Annotated in this window: 23 protein-coding genes; 11 read left to right on the top strand and 12 right to left on the bottom strand. The window is 34.4% G+C overall.

The features are described from left to right. Positions 1-12 precede the first annotated feature (12 nt). Positions 13-858, bottom strand: a complete 846-nt coding sequence (locus tag ABY285_RS05050) for a universal stress protein (RefSeq protein ID WP_372767673.1) — start codon at positions 856-858, stop codon at positions 13-15. 221 nt (positions 859-1,079) lie between these two features. Between ABY285_RS05050 and ABY285_RS05045 the strand changes: the two genes are divergently transcribed. The 11 genes from ABY285_RS05045 (at position 1,080) to ABY285_RS04995 (ending at position 11,122) form a co-directional block, all read left to right on the top strand. Beyond that, positions 1,080-1,532, top strand: a complete 453-nt coding sequence (locus ABY285_RS05045; protein ID WP_372767671.1) for a hypothetical protein — start codon at positions 1,080-1,082, stop codon at positions 1,530-1,532. Positions 1,533-1,661: 129 nt separating this feature from the next. Further along, positions 1,662-2,984, top strand: coding sequence for a TolC family protein (locus ABY285_RS05040; protein ID WP_372767669.1), 1,323 nt, complete (start codon positions 1,662-1,664; stop codon positions 2,982-2,984). Between the two features lie 4 nt (positions 2,985-2,988). Further along, on the top strand, positions 2,989-4,206 hold the full coding sequence (locus tag ABY285_RS05035) for an efflux RND transporter periplasmic adaptor subunit (RefSeq protein ID WP_372767667.1): 1,218 nt from the start codon (positions 2,989-2,991) through the stop codon (positions 4,204-4,206). A 3-nt stretch (positions 4,207-4,209) separates the two neighbouring features. Then, positions 4,210-4,953 carry an ABC transporter ATP-binding protein gene (locus ABY285_RS05030; protein ID WP_372767665.1) on the top strand — a complete coding sequence of 248 codons (744 nt, stop codon included), beginning with the start codon at positions 4,210-4,212 and terminating at the stop codon, positions 4,951-4,953. Between the two features lie 14 nt (positions 4,954-4,967). Beyond that, complete coding sequence (locus ABY285_RS05025) at positions 4,968-6,185, top strand: ABC transporter permease (RefSeq protein ID WP_372767663.1); 1,218 nt, start codon at positions 4,968-4,970, stop codon at positions 6,183-6,185. Between the two features lie 48 nt (positions 6,186-6,233). Continuing rightward, complete coding sequence (locus ABY285_RS05020; RefSeq protein ID WP_372767661.1) at positions 6,234-6,452, top strand: hypothetical protein; 219 nt, start codon at positions 6,234-6,236, stop codon at positions 6,450-6,452. A gap of 22 nt (positions 6,453-6,474) precedes the next feature. Further along, positions 6,475-6,840, top strand: coding sequence for an arsenate reductase family protein (locus ABY285_RS05015; protein ID WP_372767659.1), 366 nt, complete (start codon positions 6,475-6,477; stop codon positions 6,838-6,840). 118 nt (positions 6,841-6,958) lie between these two features. Further along, complete coding sequence (locus tag ABY285_RS05010; protein ID WP_372767657.1) at positions 6,959-7,318, top strand: carboxymuconolactone decarboxylase family protein; 360 nt, start codon at positions 6,959-6,961, stop codon at positions 7,316-7,318. Beyond that, positions 7,308-9,263, top strand: a complete 1,956-nt coding sequence (gene ftsH, locus ABY285_RS05005; protein WP_372767655.1) for an ATP-dependent zinc metalloprotease FtsH — start codon at positions 7,308-7,310, stop codon at positions 9,261-9,263. Before ABY285_RS05010 ends, ftsH begins: the two co-directional genes overlap by 11 nt. 112 nt (positions 9,264-9,375) lie before the next feature. Beyond that, positions 9,376-9,762 carry a hypothetical protein gene (locus tag ABY285_RS05000; RefSeq protein ID WP_372767653.1) on the top strand — a complete coding sequence of 129 codons (387 nt, stop codon included), beginning with the start codon at positions 9,376-9,378 and terminating at the stop codon, positions 9,760-9,762. Positions 9,763-9,838: 76 nt separating this feature from the next. Continuing rightward, positions 9,839-11,122: an MgtC/SapB family protein gene (locus ABY285_RS04995; RefSeq protein ID WP_372767651.1), complete on the top strand. Its 1,284-nt coding sequence runs from the start codon at positions 9,839-9,841 to the stop codon at positions 11,120-11,122. 109 nt (positions 11,123-11,231) lie between these two features. Here the strand turns inward: ABY285_RS04995 and ABY285_RS04990 are convergent, their stop codons facing one another. The 11 genes from ABY285_RS04990 to ABY285_RS04940 form a co-directional block, all read right to left on the bottom strand. Further along, entirely contained in the window at positions 11,232-11,903 is a 672-nt protein-coding gene (locus ABY285_RS04990) for a hypothetical protein (RefSeq protein ID WP_372767649.1), read from the bottom strand. Positions 11,904-12,090: 187 nt separating this feature from the next. Continuing rightward, a complete protein-coding gene (locus ABY285_RS04985) occupies positions 12,091-12,393 on the bottom strand; it encodes a hypothetical protein (RefSeq protein WP_372767647.1) in 303 nt (100 codons plus the stop codon). 189 nt (positions 12,394-12,582) lie between these two features. Further along, positions 12,583-14,607, bottom strand: coding sequence for an OmpA family protein (locus ABY285_RS04980; RefSeq protein ID WP_372767645.1), 2,025 nt, complete (start codon positions 14,605-14,607; stop codon positions 12,583-12,585). A gap of 32 nt (positions 14,608-14,639) precedes the next feature. After that, the gene (locus ABY285_RS04975; protein ID WP_372767643.1) at positions 14,640-16,244 is read right to left on the bottom strand and encodes an Ig-like domain-containing protein; all 1,605 of its coding nucleotides are present in this window, start codon (positions 16,242-16,244) and stop codon (positions 14,640-14,642) included. A 543-nt stretch (positions 16,245-16,787) separates the two neighbouring features. Continuing rightward, the gene (locus ABY285_RS04970; RefSeq protein WP_372767641.1) at positions 16,788-16,943 is read right to left on the bottom strand and encodes a lmo0937 family membrane protein; all 156 of its coding nucleotides are present in this window, start codon (positions 16,941-16,943) and stop codon (positions 16,788-16,790) included. A gap of 24 nt (positions 16,944-16,967) precedes the next feature. Next, positions 16,968-17,429, bottom strand: coding sequence for a hypothetical protein (locus ABY285_RS04965; RefSeq protein ID WP_372767639.1), 462 nt, complete (start codon positions 17,427-17,429; stop codon positions 16,968-16,970). A 46-nt stretch (positions 17,430-17,475) separates the two neighbouring features. After that, positions 17,476-17,664 (bottom strand): hypothetical protein, encoded by a 189-nt coding sequence (locus tag ABY285_RS04960; RefSeq protein ID WP_372767637.1) that lies wholly within the window; start codon positions 17,662-17,664, stop codon positions 17,476-17,478. A gap of 244 nt (positions 17,665-17,908) precedes the next feature. Next, positions 17,909-19,852, bottom strand: a complete 1,944-nt coding sequence (locus ABY285_RS04955) for a hypothetical protein (RefSeq protein WP_372767635.1) — start codon at positions 19,850-19,852, stop codon at positions 17,909-17,911. Between the two features lie 23 nt (positions 19,853-19,875). Further along, positions 19,876-20,592, bottom strand: a complete 717-nt coding sequence (locus ABY285_RS04950; RefSeq protein ID WP_372767633.1) for an MlaD family protein — start codon at positions 20,590-20,592, stop codon at positions 19,876-19,878. A gap of 60 nt (positions 20,593-20,652) precedes the next feature. Further along, positions 20,653-21,435, bottom strand: a complete 783-nt coding sequence (locus ABY285_RS04945; RefSeq protein WP_372767631.1) for an ABC transporter ATP-binding protein — start codon at positions 21,433-21,435, stop codon at positions 20,653-20,655. Then, positions 21,432-22,271, bottom strand: coding sequence for an MlaE family ABC transporter permease (locus ABY285_RS04940; protein ID WP_372767629.1), 840 nt, complete (start codon positions 22,269-22,271; stop codon positions 21,432-21,434). Before ABY285_RS04940 ends, ABY285_RS04945 begins: the two co-directional genes overlap by 4 nt. Positions 22,272-22,576: the final 305 nt, after the last annotated feature.

Genomic DNA, 22,576 nt, shown 5'->3' with positions numbered 1-22,576 from the left:
TATGGATTAAAATTAATAATTGGCTTCATTAAAGCTTAGTAAAGGGATTTCTCCAAAGGATTCCATTTCTTTAACCAAGTCGCGGTGAAAGAGTTTTTTCAGAAATCCACTTTTTTCTCGTTCCAGCATAGCAACCAAATCTATATGATTGCTGTCTAAATAGTTCTTGAGGGTATTAAATATTTCTTCTGAAAACAGCACTTTGAATTCAATCTTTTTATAGGTTACTTTTTGCAATACCATTTCCTTAAACCATTCCATTTTTATATTTCCATCTCCATTAATAACTTTATCAATGTGCACAACTTTAATTTTGGCATTAAATTTTTTGGCAATTTGGGACACTTTATAAATTGCACCAATATCTTCTTCTTCAAAATCTGTTGCATACACAATAGTTTTTAGCTTTTTACTAGTTGCATTTTCAGGAATTGCCAATATAGGGCAAGGGGCTTTTTCAATAAGATTTATGGTAGTGTTACCCATAAAAAGGTCTTCTAACGCACTTTCTTTTTTCATTCCAATAACAATCATAAATGCTTTATGCTCGGTTGCTTTTGAAAGTATTCCCTGGGCAATGGACAATGCTTCAAATGCATCTGTATTTATGTTCATCTCATCTAATTCTTTTCCCAAATGTTTTCTACAGAATTTTTTGAGCTTCGAATTGTATTTTTTGAGTGTGGTTTTTTCTAGTTCATCATAAAAAATATCAAATTCCAGTCCCAACATCATGGGAAGTTTATAAACATGAATCACCAGTAAATTGGCCTCTAATTTTGAGCTAATTTCATGCGCATATTTTATTGCAGTGACCGCATTCTTCGTGTAATCTATGGCACATATAATTGTTTTCATCTCGATGGGTATTTAGATGGTTAATAAATAAAGATATTAATCTTAAAGGTGGAATAGAATGATATAACTCATTTGTGCACTTATAATAATTGATAATGGTCATTTTTTCGAGAGGCAGGCTTTACTAAATTTATTGTATAAATTTTGATAATTTAAATTGTGTTTAATCATTCAATATTTATGCAAAAAAGTGATTTTTCTAATTTAAAAATGAAACCATTATGAGCGATTTAAGAAACAGGCCAAACGGAACTTACATTTTTGATGCCAATTGGGAAGAATTATACATCCTCACCAAACATTGGAAATCCGATTTATTGTTTTATAAAGATGATTTGAAATTTTTGAATCATTTAATTGATAAATATTTTATTTGGATTTCAAAAAAAGAGGACAGTGATGCAGTGCGATCCATTGGAAAAAGTATCGTGAAAACAAATAAATTATGTTCAGATTTGTTGAAAAGGGTGGAAAAGCATTTAACCCATCTAACCAATTTAATCGAAGATCCTTTTAAATATGATTCCCATCAATTTAGAACAGAACATCAACAACTAGAAGATGACATCACAAATTTTGTAAAAACTTTTAGAGACAACAGAAAAGAGGTTTTTGAAGTGACCTCGCTTGTGGTTGAAAGCGATGATTTCATTCGGCAGTTTGTTGTGGTCTAAGTTTGTTTTTATGGTTAAAAGAGTAATTACATTTTCTTTATTAAGCTGATTTTGAAGTGATTGATTAGCTAATTTTTTTCTACTTATTGATAACACTTCAATGTCATATAAATTTAATATTATAGTGATATGAAGTTATTTCGTATGAATTGGGTGCTTTTATCTTTGATGTTTTTAAGTTGGCGATCGGTGCTATCTCAAGATAGCATTTTTGTTAGTTTAGATGCCGTAATTGACTTGGCATTTCAAAAAAATACAACGATCGTTATCTCAAATTATGAGGTGAGCACTTCAAAATTTGCATTAAAAGAAGCCAAGGCCAATTTTTTGCCAAAATTATATTTAAGTTCCAGTTACAACAGAAATATAGACAGGCAGGTGATATTTTTATCTGAAAGTTTTGGAGATAATAATGCTGCCACAAAACTTGGATTGGACAATGAATTTAGAAGTTCTTTACACCTTTCGCTCCCAATTTATTCAAGCTATAATTTTGCCAATAAAAAATTGTCGGAAACGCAATACGATTTTCAAAATGAAGCTGCCAGAGGCGTACGGCATTCCATTATAAATGCAACAAAAAAAGCCTATTTTAATTATTTGATTGTTCAGGAAATTGTAAAGGTTCAAGAAAGTCGGTTAAAAAACGCGAATGAATTTTTAGAAGATATTCAAAAAAGGTTACAAAGAGGAACATTAACCGAGTTTGATGTTTCCTCTGCAAAAGTGCAGGTGGCAATTGCCAAAAGTAATTTGTTGGAAGCTCAAAGCAATAAGCTTCCTGCTGCCAATGCTTTAAAATTGTTGCTGGGACTGGAATCTAGCGTTATCATTAAGCTGACTGAACCAATAACTTTAAGGGAGGATGAAATTATTGTAGAAGAAGAATCGGCAAAACTAATCCAAAAAAACAGTCAATTAAAACAATCGGAACTTACTGTAGTTTTGAATGAAAAACAGCTTCAACTTGCAAAATCGGCCTATTACCCAACAATAGATGCCATAGGAAATTACAATTATCAGACACAGGCCAATAATTTTAAGTTTTCTGAATATGATTGGGCACAAACTAGTTTGGTAGGCTTACAATTGCAGATTCCTGTTTTTAACGGAACTGTCACAAAAAACAGGGTACAACAATTGAAATTTGGTAAAAAAATTGCAGAAGAAGAAAAGGAATATGTCACCAAAGAAACTAAAATGCGGTTCAAAGAACTTGTTTCACACTTAGAATTTGCACGACAAAAAGTTGAAGTGGAACAAGAGAATATGACCTTAACTGCGGAAGCTTTAAAACTGGCAAAAAAAAGATATGAATTGGGTGTGGGGACAATTTTGGAGGTAAACGATGCCGAATTGGCATATACACAATCTCGTTTAAATTGGCTGCAGGCCGTATTAAATTATAAATCAACATATTATGATTATCAATTATTAATAGGAAAAGATTAAAGTGATGAAAAAGTTAACATGGATAATTCTGGTGGTTTTAGTCATAGCCACAATTATTTATTTTTTGACGAAGCCAAAATTTGATGCCAAAAATCTGGATTACAATTATGTAACACTTGAAAAAGGGGACATTGAGGCGATTGTTTCTAGTACAGGTACATTAGAAGCTATCAATACGGTTGAGGTTGGGACCCAAATTTCAGGAACCATCAAAAGGATTTATGTCGACTTTAATGATAAAGTTAAAGCAGGACAATTGTTGGCAGAAATGGATTTGAAATTATTATATACAAATTTAATAAATGCAGAAGCCAATTTATCCGTTGCACAAGCAAAATTGAACCAGGCAAAAGAAGAATTTGAGCGAGACAAATCCTTATTTGGAGAAAAAGTGATTTCGGAACAAGAATACTCCAACTCCAAATATGTTTATGCGCAAGCTTTAAGTGCAAAGGAAGCGGCACTGGCTTCTGTAAAAAGTATAAAAGTCACAATGGGTTATGCGAAAATTACTTCTCCAATAAGCGGAACAGTAATCGATAGAAGCGTGGAAGAAGGACAAACCGTAGCCGCTTCTTTTGCAACACCAAAAATGTTTGTCATTGCTGAAGATCTTTCAAAAATGCAGTTGTTGGCTGATGTTGATGAAAGTGATATTGGCTATATTTTAAATGGAATGGAAGTTCGTTTTACGGTGCAAACATTTCAGGATAAAAAATTTCACGGAAATGTAAGTCAAATTAGGCTGCAGCCCATTAAAATTAATAATGTGGTTAATTATCAGGTGGTGATTGATGTAGATAATAAAAATGGTGAATTGCTTCCGGGAATGACTGCAAACATTGAGTTTATAACAAATGTGTCAAAAAATGTTTTGATAATCAACAATTCGGCATTGCGTTACCGACCCAATGAAGTGATGCTGAAAGAAATAAAGCCCTTTCTTCTGGATAAAGCCAAAGCTTTTTTGCCAGATTCCATTCAACAGAATTTTATCAATTCAATTAACAATGAAGAACTCTATACGCCTGTAAATTTTAAAAAGAAATTGCCGCCAAAAATTGATGGCTTTTTCTGTAAGGACGAAAATGGGGAATTGGATTTTAAATTTATACAACTTGGCATTAAAACAGGTTTGAAATCGGAAATAGTAAAATTTTTAGATGACAATCCTTTGAAAGAAGGTCAAAAGGCAATCAATGCCATAAAACAAAAAAAATAAAAAATGGCTGCCAAAAAAGTCATAGAAACTAAAAAATTAAGCAAGGTGTTTAAAAATGGTGAAATAGAGGTTCACGCGCTTACAGATATCAATATTTTAATTGAAGAAGGGGAATTTGTGGCCATTATGGGCGCTTCAGGATCTGGAAAATCTACCCTGTTAAATATTCTGGGCTGTCTTGATAAGCCTACGGAAGGGGAATATTTTCTGGATGGCGTTTATGTAAATAATTTAAATAAAAATCAGCTGGCAGCGGTTAGGAACCAAAAAATCGGATTTATTTTTCAGAGTTATAATTTATTGTCGCGCACAACCGCTTTAGAAAATGTGGAATTGCCGCTGGTTTACAATAGAACCGGCAAATTTTTAAACCCATCGGAACACGCAAAAAAAGCATTGGAAAAAGTGGGTTTGGGAAACAGAATTTATCATAAAACAAATCAGCTCTCCGGTGGAGAACAGCAACGTGTTGCCATTGCCAGAGCTTTGGTTAACAATCCAGCGCTTATATTGTCTGATGAGGCGACGGGAAATTTGGACAGCAAAGCGAGTATTGAAGTGGCCGATTTGTTTGTAAAACTAAATGACCAAGGGAAAACAATTTTAATGATTACCCACGAGTCGGATATTGCGCAATTTGCAAAACGCATGATTTATTTAAGGGATGGGCGCGTTTTGACGGATGAACTTATAGAAAATCGCAGCACAAAGGAAAGTGCATTAAGGGAATTAGGATTAACGGAATAATAATGAATTAAAAAATGCGACAGTTGTTTAAAACATTTAAAGTGGCTTTTCAGGCGATAAATAAAAACCGGTCAAGAAGTTTACTGACTGTTTTGGGAATTATTATTGGCGTTGGTGCCGTAATTATGACAATTTCAGCAGGAGAAGGCGCCAACAAGCAAGTTCAGGATCAAATTTCCGGATTGGGAACCAATCTATTAATGATTTATACAAAAATGGAACATAGGGGTGGCGCGCATGTCAGAATGGGAAGACCCATTAGCAAAAGAGATTTTGACATTTTACAAAAAAACTCAGTATGGATTTCAAAATTGTCACCTTTAGTAAATGTTGGTGCTCAGGCAGTCGGTCCAAATGGCTATAAATCCACTGTCGTTTACGGTGTGAATCATGAGTATTTTGATATTTTGAGCCGAGAACTGTCTTTAGGAGATTATTTTAAAGAAGAAGATGTAAAATCAGCCAGTAAAGTTTGTGTTATAGGAGAAACAACACGGGAAGAACTGTTTGTGGACTTAGATCCTATTGGAAGACAAATTAGGTTAGACAAGATTCCTTTTACGGTTGTTGGATTGCTAAAAGAAGAGGGGAAAGGAGGAATGGGACAGGATCAGGATGATATGATTTTAGCTCCTTACACCACCATACAAGATCGTTTGTTCGGCCATGGAAGAGGCTATGATATGATTATGGCCAGCGCTCTAAGCGAGAACACTGTGGCAGATGCGAAAATTGAAGCTTCGGAATTATTGCGAGAATCGCATAAAATAAGAGATTTTGAAAAAGACGATTTTGAGATTACAACCCAGATCGAACTTCAGGAAATTACCGGAAATATTACAGGAATTTTAACCATACTTTTAGGTGCTATTGCTAGTATTTCGCTTATTGTTGGCGGTATTGGGATCATGAATATTATGTTGGTTTCGGTAACCGAAAGAACCCGGGAAATTGGAACCCGCCTGGCAATTGGCGCAAGAGAAAGTGATATTTTAACCCAATTTTTAATTGAAGCGGTGGTTTTGAGTTTGGCAGGTGGCATATTGGGAACAGTTCTTGGCATTGCTGGAAATTATATTATTTATAAACTCACCGATTTTTATATTCCAACTGCGCCTTACTCCATTATGATTGGTTTTGGTTTTGCGGCATTGGTGGGAATAGCATTTGGATTTTTTCCAGCCAGAAAAGCGGCAAAATTAAACCCGATTGATGCCTTGCGTTATGAATAAAAAAAGTAAAAATAAACCAATAAATAATAACTAAAAAAATATAAGAAAATGGACAACTTACAAATCATATTGGCGGAAATTTCCTGGCTCACAAAAACAATAGAGAGCGATTACCCTGAGCTCTATCAATTTTTGGATGAGAATCCAATGACTATTCCTTCAGAAAGCCATCCGGAAATTGATAAAAATATTTTGAAGGATTATTTGGAAAGTTTAAGGCAATTATTAAAACATCACTTGGAAACAAGGAAGAAAATAAAAAAGTAATTCAAATTTTTAAATCAATATTATGGGAGAAATAGCCACATCAAACCGACAAATCACATTGTATTACAATTTAGAGTCAAGTATAGCCAAACAAACTTTGGCTTATGCAAAAGCTGAAGGATTGGCAATTCAGGATATTGACATTTCAAAAACGCCACTTACCGGAACACAAATAGCTGAACTTGCAAATCGTTTAAAGCTAAAGGTTAAAGATCTGATAAACCAAGAACATTCTGCATACAATTCAAAATTTGAACATCATGAATTATCAACAGATGATTGGATTAAAATGATTCAACACAATCCGGAAATTATGAAACAGCCCATTGCTTTAAGAGGCGATAAAACAATTTTAGTGGAAACCCCTTCGGATATGATAAAAATTTAGTTGAGATATATCATTTTACGGGTTGTTAATTTCAAATAACTTTATAATACAAAGAAGTTTTGATGAATTAATTTTAGTCAAAAATTCATAGAAAAAGAATCAGTTTAATTAATAAATTATGATAAAAGACCACGGTAAGCATTATAATGATTTAGAAAAATTACTCGCACAGCTAAATTCAGAAATTCCTTCAGAAATGAAAGGGTTTAATGAGCTTCATAATGCCGTTATTTCTAAAGGTGCATTGACAGTTAAAACCAAAGAACTTATAGCATTGGGTATTGCCATTACGGTAAGATGTGATGGATGCATTGACTATCACGTAAAAAATTCCCTTAATGCAGGCGCCAGCTCTTTGGAAATTATGGAAACCATTGGGGTAGCAATACTCATGGGGGGAGGTCCGGCTTTAATTTATGGTTGTGATGCTTTGGAGGCATTGAATCAATTTATCGTTTTAGAAAAAAATGGAACATAAAGAAGAAGAAAATAGGAAAAAATTATTTTCGGAAGATAAAAAACCGATGACTTCGCCAAAAGGGTATAAGCCCAATTGGCTTTATTTTCTATTTCTTTTTTTTATTCTTTTTACGCTATTTAATTGGCCTTCATCCAAATCAAAGGAAATAAATTGGCTGACATTTGAAAAGACAATGTTAAGTGCGCATGATGTAGCTAAAATTGTTGTGGTAAATAAAGAGTTTGCTGAAATTTATATTAAAAAGGACAAGCTTAGTGCGTCAAAATATAAAGATATTCCACAAGGCGGATTTATGCCTGAATCGGGTCCGCATTATACCATTCAAATAGGATCTGTAGAGAGTTTTGAAAGCAAATTGCAGCAAGCCCAGCAAGATTTTTTACCTGAAGAAAGGGTTGGGATTTCCTATCAAAATCGTACAAACTGGACGATTGTCCTTTCCTGGATAGTGCCTTTTGGGCTTTTGATTCTGTTTTGGATGTTTATGTTACGGGGAATGGGAAGAAGCAGTGTGGGTGGCGGTTCTGTTTTTAATTTTGGAAAATCAACAGCGAAATTAATGGACAAGGATACAAAAAGTACGGTAACATTTAATGATGTTGCCGGTTTAAGGGAAGCCAAAAGTGAAGTGGAGGAAGTTGTTGATTTTTTGAAAAATCCAAAAACATATACCAAACTAGGGGCTAAAATTCCTAAAGGGGTTTTACTTGTTGGCCCTACCGGAACAGGTAAAACATTGATGGCAAAAGCAGTTGCCGGCGAAGCTAAGGTTCCTTTCTTTTCATTATCAGGATCAGAATTTGTAGAAATGTTTGTTGGGGTTGGTGCTTCTCGTGTTAGGGATTTATTTAAACAGGCCAAAGAAAAAGCGCCAAGTATCATTTTTATTGATGAAATAGATGCAGTTGGGCGCACGCGAAGTAAGGCAAATGCATTTCAGTCTAACGACGAACGGGAAAATACTTTAAACCAGTTGTTGACGGAACTTGACGGATTTGGCACCAATACAGGAGTTATTGTCCTTGCTGCTACCAATAGGGCAGATATTTTGGATAAAGCATTGTTGCGTCCAGGAAGGTTTGACCGCCATATTTACTTGGAATTGCCTACCAAACAAGAGCGTAAAGAAATATTTGAAGTCCATTTGCGACCCATAAAAAAAGCAAAAGATGTTGACGTAGAATTATTGGCTTCACTGAGTCCCGGATTTTCAGGTGCCGATATCGCGAACATTTGTAATGAAGCCGCACTAATTGCCGCACGCAAAAAAAAGGATGCCGTGGAACAGGAAGATTTTATGGAAGCCAGAGACCGTGTAGTTGGTGGATTGGAAAGAAAAGGGAAAATCATTTCACCTAAAGAAAAGGAAATTGTCGCCTATCATGAAGCCGGACATGCCATAGCAAGCTGGTTTTTGAAAAATGTGGATGCTTTGGTAAAAGTTTCCATTATCCCAAGGGGAAAATCCTTGGGTTCGGCTTGGTATCTGCCTGAAGAACATCAAATAGTAACCAAGGCCAAGTTTATAGACCAAATTTGTGCCTCATTAGGCGGACGTGCAGCGGAAGAAATTATTTTTAAGGAAATCTCATCGGGTGCTTTGGACGATTTAGAAAAAGTGACCAAACAAGCCTATACTATGGTGGCATATTACGGTCTGAATGATAAAATTGGCCCTATGAGTTTTTATGATTCCACAGGGGAAAATGAACGGTTTTTAGGAAAACCTTATAGTGAAAATATGGCCAAGCTTATTGATGAAGAAGTTCAGGCACTTATTGTTTCATCATACAACAGAACCATAGAATTGTTATTGAAACACCAAAGTAAATTGGAAAGTTTAGGACAAATGTTGTTGAAAAAAGAAGTCGTGTATTTGGAAGATCTTGAAAAAATATTGGGAAAACGCACCAAAGAAATTTCTGCTAATGTGAAGGATTAAAGCCAATTATAATTTGACAAGGTAATTTCGATTCTTCTTAAAAAAATAAATAGTTTAAAAGGAATAAAAATAAAAATTATATCTAAAGAAAATAAATTTAAAACCACTTATTATGGAAAAAGAAGTCATTTTTAATTCCGATTTGCATTTTGAGCACAAACAATGGAGAAGAGAACTCTTCTTTTGGGAAGATGAGTTAAGATCCTTTAATAACAGATTGAATGAACTTGTATTGCGTTGGACAAAGAAAGATGTGCTGGCTCAATTCGAACATTATCAAAATCAATTTATTATTCATGAAAACACCATAAAAGAGTTGGAGGACCATATTAACCTACATGAAACGAATATTGCCGAACACACCAAAAAAGGAGAGGACGTACTCAATCAGGAACTGGTTAAAAATCATATTGAGTATAGAAACCGGATGGAAATTGAAAGAAATTTATACAATAATCTTAAAAAAGAATTCTTTCGTTATCTATCAGAGTATATGTAATTTCTTATGCTGATGTATAGGTGTTATTGACGCAAAAAAGTGAAGTTTAACCTAATAGATTTCCGTGGAAAATAATATGATGCTACAATTAGAAAACTTTCAGTTAACAGAATTCGATTTTTTGATAAGAATGCTAGTAACTGCTGGTATTGGCTTTGTATTGGGTTTAGAACGCGAATTTTCCCTACATTCAGAAAATAGTGAAGTTTTTGCCGGATTGCGGACCTTTATGCTTGTGGCCTTATTCGGTTTTTTAGCTGCATATTTGGGGATTACTTTTACCTATTGGGTTTTTATTGCTGGTTTTTTGGGCGTTGTGACTCTCGTCTCAATCTCTTATTGGGTAACCTCAAATAAAGGAGATATTGGAAGCACCACAGAATTTGCAGTAATTTTTACTTTTTTGCTGGGTGGTCTCGTGCTTGTGGGCAACATAAACCTTAGTTTGGCGCTTACCGTAACTGCATTGGTTTTGCTATCGCTTAAACTCACATTTAGAACCATGATTGGACAACTCACACAAAAGGAACTATATGCTTTTGTGCGTTTTGTGGTGGTGGCACTTTTAATTTTACCTTTTTTGCCAGACAATTATTTTGGACCCTACAATATAATTAACCCAAGAGAAGTGGGGTGGATTATTGTATTGGTTTCAGGAATTGGCTTTGCTGGGTATATTTTAATGAAATTTTTGGGAACTGACAGGGGTATTTTGTTAACCAGTATTTTGGGAGGTTTGGTGTCCAGCACACTTGTTACCTTTACATTTTCAAAAAACAGCAAGGAAACCCCACAACTTTCACAAAATTATGCTGTTGGTATTTTTGCAGCCGCAACTATCATGGTAATCCGAATATTGTTGTTGGTTTTTATTTTTAACAAAGCAATGCTGGTTGAACTAATAATACCCTTGTTAATTGTTCTTTTAACGGCTTTTGGAGTTACCTTGTTCTTCTATAAAAGGCAATACGGAAAACCTGCTTTAATTGATAAAATAGCTTTGGGAGATCCACTAAACATTAAAAATGCTGTTTTTTTTGGTGCTTTTTATATGGGGATATTATTATTGGTAAGCTACGCTAACCATACCTATGGCACAAAAGGGATTTATGTTTCAAGTGCCATAAGTGCACTTACGGATGTTGACGCTATCGCCATTTCTGTATCTAAATTGGGAGGGACCACCATGAATACTTTATTTGCCCAAAATGCAATTTTAATTGCAACATTGTCCAATACGGTCGTGAAAATTGGAATTGCCCTTTTTACAGGAAGCCAACAATTGAAAAAATATGTACTAGTAGGTTACGGAGGTATTTTTATTGCAGGAATTATCGGTTTCCTGGTTTTGAACGCATAGTCAATTAGGCAATAAACATTTTTTTAATTTTGAATATTCTTAAAAGGTAGAAGAATAAAAAAGCCCCTGAAATTTCAGAGGCTTTTAAAATCATTTAAAATTTAATTATTTAATCATTATCAACAGGAACTTCATAATCCCCTTCAAATTCAAGCGAAGGGAAATCTGCATCTTTTATCAGGTTTTCAGATGTTGCTATGCTAAAATTAATATTGTCTTTTGTGTTTAACTGCCATACAATGCCTTCAGCTTCCGGAAAATCGGCATTTTCTTCCATCTGTGCGCCAAATAATCTTTTCAGGATATTTCTATCGGAAAGGCCATTGCTAAATAATTTCAGTAAAATTTCTTTTGTAATTTTAACATCAGAGTTTGCGTCAAGCGGTGTAATGGAACAATCAATTAATGTGGCACTTGCGCTTGGAAATGTTCCGTTGAATGCTTTAAAAAGCAATTGGTTGCAGTTAAATAAGGCATATTGCAATTCTATTTCAGGGTACTCTTCACATACGGTATCTATAAGCATATCGTTTGAAACTTGTTCAATTTGCCCTTCGGTTAAATAATCACTTAATTTATGGTCCAGCACAATCACCGCCGCTTCTTTTGGGTCAAAATCGGTAATTGCCATTAACAACAATTCGTATAAGTTTTCTTTTTTGGCATTTCCCGCATCCGGAAAATTAAACTTTTCCAACAAATGAATATAATCATCAGTTGTCCAATAATCTTTAATTTCGTCAACAGATTTTATGCTGTTTATTTTTATCTTGAATTTCATTTTTTTAATTTATTTTTTATTGTCTAAATTTTTATGTTCCATACAAATGTAATTAATATAGTTAAAAAATTCAGGAATTAAAAAAGGACAGGGTTTAATCCATGTCCTTTTTCAATTCAAATAATATTCTATAACAAGTATAGAATTAATGGGTTTTTGTCATTTTATTTTGATGATAAACAAATGATTAAAGTAAAATGATTAATAATAAAATGATGATAATTGCACCAACTGAAATATAGATACCATTTCCGGATGATCTTATTTCTGAATTAATTGCACGTACTTCTTTGCGAAGTTCTTTTTTCTCAGCACGGTTTAAATCTTTTTTATCAATTCCTTTTATTTCCTCTAAACGATTAAGCATCACTTGGATTTCTGCAGGAATTTCTGTAGGAGTAGTTCTTGGAGTTTTTTCAGAAGCGTTAACTGTTGTGAAGGCACCTAATGATAACATCATTACCATTAAATAAAGTCTTGTTTTTTTCATGTTGTTGCTGTTTAAAATTGTTAAATTTAGTTATCATGTAAAATTGCAATATAATAAAGCCTAATTTGTTACATATTTTTTATTAAAATTTACATAATTCACACATGTATAAATTTAATAAAAAAAACGACAGGATAAACCCCTGTCGTTCCTTATTTCAAAAAATCATCTAAAAACAAATTATAAAATTTATTTTTGAGGTACTATGTCAATAATAACGGTACGGTTATATGATCTTTCTTCCGGAAGTTTATTTCCAAAAGGAGCTGCATTTTCATTTTCACCCAATCCGGTTACTTCAAATGTAACACCAGTTGTACCTAATTTAGTAACACTTTTTTGTAAAGTGGTTTGAACATCATTAGCTCTTTTTACAGACAATTTTTGATTATAATCTTCTTCACCAATAACATCGGTGTGACCGTGAATAATCACTTTTGCGTTGGCCGGAATTTTAGGCGCAACAACTTCTGAAAGATATTTGTTGTACATCGCGATAGCTTTTGCATCATCAAATTCGTATATAATACTAAATCTCATTCCTTCTTCAACTTTAGAAGGTGTCCAGGCTACAATGTGTACAGTAGATTCTTTAGTTACAATTTCGCCGGTTTTGTTTGTGCCGATCATTTTCACTTTGTAATCTCCTTCAGGGTTTGTACCTAAAATAGTATTTCCAGGAATACTAACTTCTTCTTCAGTATAAGGTCCGAAATTTTGTAAGATTCCATTTTTATCTGTAATTTCCATTTGCCATTTGCTAAATGCTTCATCTGCTTTGTCAACTTTAAAAGTAACATAGCTGGAGATTGGTGCTTCTTGCACACCTACAATTTGTACTGGTTTCAAAGGAGCACTAGGACCACTCTGGAATTCCATTAATAAGGCTGGAGAGCTACTTTCAATAGAAACTCTTCTGTCTCCTTCACGAAGAAGTATTAACTCACGTGTTCCTCCTTTTTGTTCTTCTGCAACTTTTGGTTTATTTCTTCCTTCAATTGCAATTCTGTTCGCATTGATTGCGAATACATCCGCCAAATATTTCTTAACAGATTCTGCCATTAATTTTCCTTCTGCAGGTCCATTTTCTGATGATCCAACCAAAGTGATGGTTGATGAAGGATTTTTTCCCATTCGGTCACCTAAAATATTTAAAATATTATAGTAAACAACCATTTCTCGTTTTGAACGACCTGCTAATTCCGTATTTGGCGCAAATACTTCAACCTGATCTTCTTTAAAGTCTTTTACCTGATCTTTATTCAACAATACATAACGATTTGAGATATCTGTAGATTCTTTATCAAAATAAATATAGTTGAGCAATGGGAATGTTTCAGTTACCCTTAATTCTCCAGGAACGTTTTGGGGAGATGTAACACTAAATTCAACTTCAGGAACTAATATTTCTGCAACTTCCTCTTCAACCGGCATAATTTTATGTCCGAAACCAAGTTTTAGTACAGCACCTGCTCTTACAGTAGTTAAGTTCCAAGTTTCTATTGAACGAGGATCTTGTCCAAAATAAGGATGAAAAGCTACAAATGGAGAAAGCACCAATTGTGTCTTATTGCCTTTTGCAGAGAGTGGAATATCATATCCTGCTCCAATTTGCATAGAGATAATTGTTTCCTCAACATCACTGAAATCTCCTTCTACATCTGCGGGTGCAACTTGATCAGGGAAATTAGGATTAATTCCTTGCTTATAAGTGAATGATTTATCTTGAACGAAAGCAAAACGTGGTCCACCATACAAATAGAAACTTCCTTTAGTTGGCGCAAAACGCAAACTAGGCTCTACTGTAATATAGCTAAGGTCAGTTGACAAGTCGGCCGGACAATTACAATCGGTTGTTACCTGATCGAAATCTCCTTTACGGCTGTCTAATCCTGCTTGTAAAATAAACCCGAATCTTGTATCAGGTTTGTGGAATTCTATACTAGGAGCAAGGAACAATCCGATACCGTTTCCTTTATTGAAAACAGCGGGAGGCGTAAATGATGTAGTCAACTGATTGGTTGAACCATCATAGAAATTAAAATTAGCTCCGCCTGCCACTCCAAAATACCATGAAGGTGCTGAGTATTGAACCTCTTGTGCCTGAACAGTCGCTTGGACTCCGATCATAATTAAAGCACTTACAATAAGGCTTTTTAGGGTAAGGGACCACGCTGATTGCGATCCCTTTTTTAAATTTATTTTATTTTTCATAATTTGAAGTTTAGATTTATTGAACATGTTAATTAATCAACAGGTTTAGTGATAATATTAGTGTGTGTCATTACTACAGCTCCATTTCTAGCCAACATTCTGCCTTCTGCGGTTGCATATGGATTCATTGTAATAGACGTTAAGGCCAGTATGTTTCCTTTAAAATCAGTATAATCACCTATAGTAGCTGATCTACCAACTTGCCAAAAGACGTTTTTAGCTTTAGCACCACCTGATAAAATAATACTTCCACCTGCACCGCCTACTGTTGTAAAGTCAGAAGCAATTTGGAAAATCCAAGTAGCATTAGGATCACCTTGTGCGTCAAGTGTTAAATCACCTGATTGTACCAAAAGGGTAGATGTTGATTTATAGATACCTGGAGCTAAAGTTTTACCACCTTGGTCACCGGCTACTGTTGCAGGTGCTGGAGAAGATGCTCCTTCAGCAAATAAATAAGCAGCAGTCAGGTCAGTTTTAGCTTGTAATAACATGGCAGCCACTCCTGGGGGGGCAATATCATCTGAAGCGAAAATGGCTCCATTTACTACAATTGCTGGAGGAAATCCAGTTAAAGAAGTTCTTACACCTGGGTAAATACCCACATCCATGTTTCTAATTTCACTGAATCCTGCATTGTTGCTTACAGCAACACCTGCCAGAATTCCGAAATTTCCAGCACTTTTAAGATCTACCACAGTTCCAACAGGAACAGCAGTTGACAACGTATTAAAGTTCCATACATAATTATTTGCTAATGGAGTACCGGCTACATTTGTAGCATCAGTTGTAATGGTAACTGTATAAGTAGTTCCTTCTAAAAGAGGACTGGTTGGTGTAAAAGTTAGTCTTACTCCTGCGTAGAATATATTTCCTGGTACTAACGTTGCGCCATTCTTTAATGTAAAAGAGGTGTTGTTAATAGTAGAACCAAGCATTGCTGTACTAAAGTCAGCAGTAATGATTTTATCAAGCGCAACTCCTGTGGCATTGTTTAAAGGATTAGTAGAAATTACTGTAGGTGCTACAATAGTTCCTGTAGTAAATTTCCAAGTATAGTCACTTACTAAAGCGGTTCCTTGTAAATTTTTGGCTCCTGAAGTAATTGTGGCTGTATATTCAGTTCCGCTCAAAAGATCGATTGTCGGATTAAAATAAGCAGTTTGACCTGAATATGTAACGGCACCTGTAACAGCGGTTGTTCCTTGTTTTAAGGTAAAAGTGCTTGCATTAATAGTTGAATGATTCATCAACATATTAAAATTGGCAGAAACTGTTTTATTAAGGAATACATTAGTAGCTAAGCTCAATGGATCTGTTGAAACCACTGAAGGAGTAGCAGATGAGCCGGTACTAAATGCAAAAACATAATCTTCTTGTAATGCGTTACCATCTATATCTTTAACAGATGTTTTAATGGTAGCGGTATAAGTTGTGGCTGGTGCAAGGTCGGCGGTGGGATTAAATGTAGCAGTTGATCCGCTTAATGAGACTGTTCCGTCAACTGAAGTTGCTCCCTGTAAAGTAAAAGAGGATTGATTGAAAGTTGCAGGGTCCATTTCTTTATTGAAGTTTACCGTTACGGATTTGTCAAGTGGCACATTAATATCACCATTAACAGGACTTGTTGATTCCACAACAGGACATTCGCCTGCAATTGCAACGAAGTCGTCGTTTTTGCAGCTGGCAAATAAAAGAACAAATGCAAATGCAATTGTTGTAAGTAATTTTTTAGCGATCATAATTTTGGGTTTTAAAATTCATATTAATTGTTTTTAGGGTGAAATACTTTTTCATTGTACAAAGGTGAGGAGTAAAGGGGGGGGAAGGGTTACACAATTTTTGAGAAGAGTTATATAATTCACACATCCGATTTAACTTTAAAATTATCAATAACTTTTTTTAGGGAAGAATTTCAACTAAGTTGAAGGCTATGTTTATTAAATTTTTAAAACTGTAAATATCTTTAGGCACCCCCATCCTTTAAACACTTCTTTAAATTATTGGCTCAGGCCTTTTTTTAAATTGAAATTTTAATAAAACAACCATGAATCTAATTCGTGCCGTTTTTCTTTTAGTTTATCCGTTTCTAGATGGCGATATAAATGTTTAAACAAAAAAATATCGACATTTTTAAGCGTCGATATTTTTTAGGTAAAAAGTTTTAAGGAGTAACCTTTTTAAAGAATCTTTCTTCCTTGTATAATTCTTAGTATAACTGCAATAACTGCGATAACCAATAAAATGTGTATTATTCCTCCCACATTGAATCCAACGAATCCAATGGCCCAAAGAATAATCAGAATAACTGCAAATGTGTAAAGTAAATTTCCCATGATTTTATTTATTTAGTTAATAATTTATTCGTTTTTAATTGTGAAATTTTTAAAGGCTTCTCCCAAATCGTTCATGTCTCTGCTAAACTCTGCCTTAAATGTTTCCCAGTTGTCTTTTCCGGTTTCTTCATAAGCATCCAGTTTCGCTTTCATCTCAATATTTTTTTGTTGTAATATTGCTATTTGTTCGTCATAGTAAGCTTTTGCCTCTTTTTTTGCATAGGCTGTTTTAGCTTTAAAATCGGCAATCATTATGTTGTTTGCATCAATCTTAGCTACTGTTTCTTTCTTGAAATTTTCAATGTCTGCCAAATATTCCTCATTTACTTTATTGAAATTTTCATCGGCTTCAACCGCTTTATTTTTCGCGTTATCTACCTTTTCTGCACCAGTGTCACAACTTATGAAAATTGCGCTTGCCAGCAATATGGAAATCGCACCTCCCAGCAATATGGAAGTGGTTAGTGTAAAAATTATTTTTTTCATTTTTATTGGTTTTAGTTGTTTCCTTTTGATTATGATGCTGCATTAATTATAATTCAGCAATAATTTTATTTATTTCTTCTTTGCTAATACCAAGTTTAACTTGAAGCCGATTCATCATTTCAGGTTGTTTTCCATCCACATATAAGAAGTCCTCATCAGAGATTTTTTTAAACTTTATTTTCAGTTTTTCTTTTGTACCGGGCCAGTTTTGGCTAAATGCTGATGAATCTTTCATAGTTCTCCCAGCTTAAATTGTCCATTAATTTTCATAATGTAAAGGTAAGCCTCTTCATAGCTTGAGATATTACACAACTTTTTAAATAAGTTACATAATTCACACGTTAAATTATTTTGAAGATTATTTTGAGGCTAATTTTGTAATTAATTTTTTTTGAAGGTCGAAAGTTTATAATTATGGTAGCTTATGACCTTTCGCCACAATTGGCACTTGTTTTTGCAGGTTAATTCTGTTGTCTTATTTATCTGTAATCCACTACTTTAGGTTTTGAAATATCAAAATCCGTAAAGCCATAATCACTTGATTGGTAGGCGTTTGATTTAAAAATATTGTCTCCGCCACCGGGAACAGATGGATAAAAGGTCAGTGAAATTTGGAATTTACCAAATGTGAGATAATCATTTTTTATCAATATACCCAAACCAAATAAAGAATAAAGCCGGCTGTTTGAAAAGCCTTTTTCTTCATTTCCCAACATTCCTACTGAAGAATACAGGTAGGGGCCAAAATTGAAACCAAAAAGATTCCAAGGCGCATAACTTTGGGTTTGAAGCGTTAAAATCATTTTGTGTTTGGCCTGGTATTCGAAACCTTCAAATCCCTTCATTTCTTCTCCAAAAGGTAGATTATCTGAAGGAAGCCGGTTTATTCCAAATATTAAACTAGGCTTAACGAACTGTCTTATTTTCCATTTTCCAAGGCTGAATAATTTGGTAAAATAATTTATCCTTCCTGTAATCACTCCTTGCTCGGAACCTGTTGATTTTATATAGGTTCCATATTCAATTTGGGTGCTTAAGTATCCAAAACTATAATATTTTCCCAACGCAGCTTTTAAACCCAAATACCAGCGGTTTGTTTGCTGCAGGTCCATTCCTAAAGTTACACCAAAAGCTCTTCCCATAGGAACATCTTCAATCTTATCATATTGAAAAATAAACTTATCCTTCATGTAATTTCTTGAAGTAACACCTGCGCCGGCAAAATAAATATTTCCATTGTTAAAAATATTTTCCTGTTCAGATACTTTCGGTTTCCCTGGAAATCGGGTGCTTAACATGCGTCCGGATAGAATGAAGTTAGTGGTTCGGGCACTCAACGAATTTCCCTTAAACATTTGCCATGACCTTGCCACCCAATAGTCCTGAATATTTGTTTTAGAAGACAAATATTGGATAGAATCATTTCGAATGAGACTTTGAGTAGTTATCATTTGCCCTAAAAAAATCCCTCCTGCCCATTTAATCAGTGGGGAGTAAAAAGCCTTTGAAAGTTCAACACTTTTTAAGATGCCATTATTGCTTGAAAACATATAGTTAAGGTTGGAATTTACAGGAGCATAAAATGGTCTTATAGATTCCAGGTTATTTATTGGGTCATTGTTATTTGAAATCAAATATTGCATATTCAAACTTATAAGTGAATGGCCAATATTTGGAATCAAATAGCTGATTTTCGTATCGTTATAGTCTTCCGTTTTGCTCCATTTCGAGTCGGCTTGAAATCGATGCCCGAGACCTGCAAAATTAACATCAGTCAGTCCGGCCTGAACAGATGAACTTGAACGATTAAATTCAGGAATAATACTCCAAACATCTCGTACGCGTATATAAACATCTATTGAATCAGATTTTGTGGAAGTTGGTAAAGAAGAAAACAGCACATCTCTCACATATTTTTGTGAACGTATAATTCGTTCCGATTCATTTACGATCAAAGAATCATAGGGGTCATTTCTTTTAAAAAGCAACAGGTTTTTAATCACTTTTGTATGAGTCCTTAAATGCAGGCTATTTCCTCCTTTTTGCACAAAACTTTTCGGATGTCTTATGGTGTCTCTGATTTTGTAACCAAAAGGATCAAGTGTAACAATATGAATGTTTCTTATGATCTTTCCCTCTGAAGGTCGATAGGGTTTTGGGATGTTTATTTTTCCTGTTGATGGTTTCTTGTCGTCTGCAGTCTCTATGTGTTTAAAAATCAGACGGTAAAAAAATTTGGTAAATGTTCTTTTTTTAAAATACTTTTCAATCGCCTGGTAGGCCGAATCTTGTTTAATATTGTTTTCCTGCGCATTTACCTGACCAAAAAAGAATAAAGTCAATAAAATGATTAATAATGATCTGCGAATCACAGATACTCGTGTTTCATTTCCCGGTCCCTTGTTTTTTTTCTTTGTATTCATTCTTCAGGGTGCATTTTTTCGGCTTAATCTTTTTTCAAATCTAAGGCTTCTTGCTTTAATTCTGCAGCCTTTTTTTCCTTCTTCCTAAAATATCCCCTTAGAAGAAAATTGTGTTTGGCCGCTTCCATATTTTCATTCAAACCTTTGCTGCTTTTTTGAAGATTATTCATCGTCTTGTTAATACTTTCTGCCATAGTTGAGTCCTGTAAAAGCATACCAAGCGTTCCGTTTCCTTGATTTATGTCGTACAGTATTTCTATCAGTTGCCCTGAAATAACCTCGGCATTTTGAGCTGTAACATTTAAGCTGGCTATAATAGCATCCGTTTCAACCGGTTCAACTGATGTGAGAAATTGTCCGTTTTTAACCGATTTGGTCTCAGAACTTCCTTGTGTAATAATTAAAACCCTGTCACCAATAATCCCTTCAGAACCTATGGTTACCTGACAATCTGTTTTAATAAATTTTTGTATGTCTTTTTGAACAATCATGCTCACTTGTACGGTTGAGTCATTGATTATTTTAAGATTATCGACTGTTCCAACATTGATTCCCGAAAAACGGATATTGTTTCCAATCTGCAATCCGCTTACATTATAGAAAGTTGTTGTCAATTGAAAAACAGGGTTAAATAAGTTTTTTTGTCGGCCAATCAAAAATACGGCAATGGCAAAGATCACGAACCCTATGGCAACGAACAAACCTAATCGTACTTTGAATTTTGTTGATTGTGTATTCATAATATTTTTTTAATATTGTTATTATCAGATTTTTTTTATTGAATTGTTTTGATATTTATTTTATTTGAAGAAGGACATAATTAATGGATCATTCGATTTTTCAAATTCTGATAGTTTTCCTTCTGCATAAACCTGGCCTTCATGCAACATAATAATCCGGTCGGCAGTAAGACGAACACAGGCAATATCATGTGTGATGATGATGGAAGAAGTCTTATATTTTTCCTGAACAGAATTTATAAGATTGCTTATTTCATCTGATGTAACCGGATCGAGCCCTGTTGTAGGCTCATCATACAACATAATTTTCGGATCCAAAATAATGGATCGTGCCAAACTTATTCGTTTGCGCATTCCGCCCGACAGTTGGGAAGGCATTTTGTCCAATACATCTGAAAGCCCAACATTTTCGAGCACTTCATTTACTTTATCGGTTATTTTCTGTTCATTCAAATTTCTTTTGATTCTGCGCAGCGGAAATTCCAAATTTTGTTTCACGGTCATAGAGTCATACAAAGCACCACTTTGGAAAAGAAAACCGATTTTCTTTCTCAATTCGTTTAAATTTTTACCTTTCAAAGTGTTCGCCTTTTTGCCAAACATCTTAACGGTTCCGCCATCAGGATTTAGTAAACGGACTATGCATTTTATGAGTACCGATTTTCCCGATCCCGATTTGCCTAGAACGATGAGGTTTTCACCATTAAAAAGTTTTAAAGAAACATCTTTTAATACTTCCAATTTCCCAAATCGCTTTCTTAGGTGATTAATTTCTATCATTGGTTCATAAGACGCTTTTTCTTCTGAAGCATTGGTTAAACTGGTTAATTCTGAATTTTTCATAGCATCATATCCGTTAATTGTACAGCAATCATATCAACAATAATGATAAGTAAGGAAGACAAAACTACAGCTTCATTCGCTGCTTTTCCCACACTTTCAGTACCTCTTCCGGCAGTATATCCTTTATAACATCCTACAATTCCTATCACTGCCCCAAAAAGGAAAGTTTTTATCAGTGCAGGAAAGAAATCTAAAAATTCGATAGATTTAAATGCCTGAAAAATATATAAAACCAAACTCACATCACCTTTTATGTTTACGCCAATCCAGCTTCCCAAAAAGCCAAAGGCATCAGCAAACAATACCAAAATAGGCAACATAAGTGTAGCCGCAAGTACACGTGTTACCACGAGGAATCTTATTGGATTGGTTGCGGAAACTTCCATAGCATCAATTTGTTCTGTGACTTTCATGGAACCCAATTCTGCGCCCATACCCGAACCAATTTTTCCGGCACAAATCAACGCGGTAATGATTGGGCCAATTTCTCGAATTAGGGATACGGCTACCATTCCAGGAAGCATAGTCACCGCGCCAAATTTGGCCAATGCAGGCCGAGATTGAATGGTAAGCACAAGCCCCATAATGGTGCCGGTAATAATAATAAGCGGTAACGATTTGTTTCCTATTTCATAACACTGGCGCAAAAACTCTTTAAATTCGAAATTGCGTGAAAAAGTTTCCTTAACTATTTGTTTTATAAAAAGAGACAAATCTCCAACTTCTGTCAAAAAGGTATTTGCTTTTTCTTTTTGATCAAACGCGTTTTTACTGAGTTTAATGGAATGTTTGGTTGCCAAAATTTTTACCCTGATTATAGTATTTGATTTTTTCATATTCCTTTTTTATTGGCTTTTAAGGGTTTAATTTATAATCCGAATGTTTCGCTGGAATTAAAATCTATTTTTCGGGGATCTGTATTGTTTAAGCAATATTCAAAATAACCAATAAATCAATAAATAAAGGTACTATCATTCATCTCTGCACGAGTTACATAACTTTTTAAAAAAGTTACATGATTCACATATTATTAAGTCATATAGTACTTTATGAGAAAAAGGTTTACAAGGGAGAAATTCAATGCTTGTGTTTTTTATGGAATAAATTAAATGTGGGAATATTAGTAAAACCAATTGATTGA

Origin of the sequence: Lutibacter sp. (assembly GCF_041555395.1) — a bacterium.
Taxonomy (GTDB): domain Bacteria; phylum Bacteroidota; class Bacteroidia; order Flavobacteriales; family Flavobacteriaceae; genus Lutibacter.
Note: the sequence above shows the minus strand (reverse complement) of the source record. Positions and strands in the feature narration are given on the sequence as shown.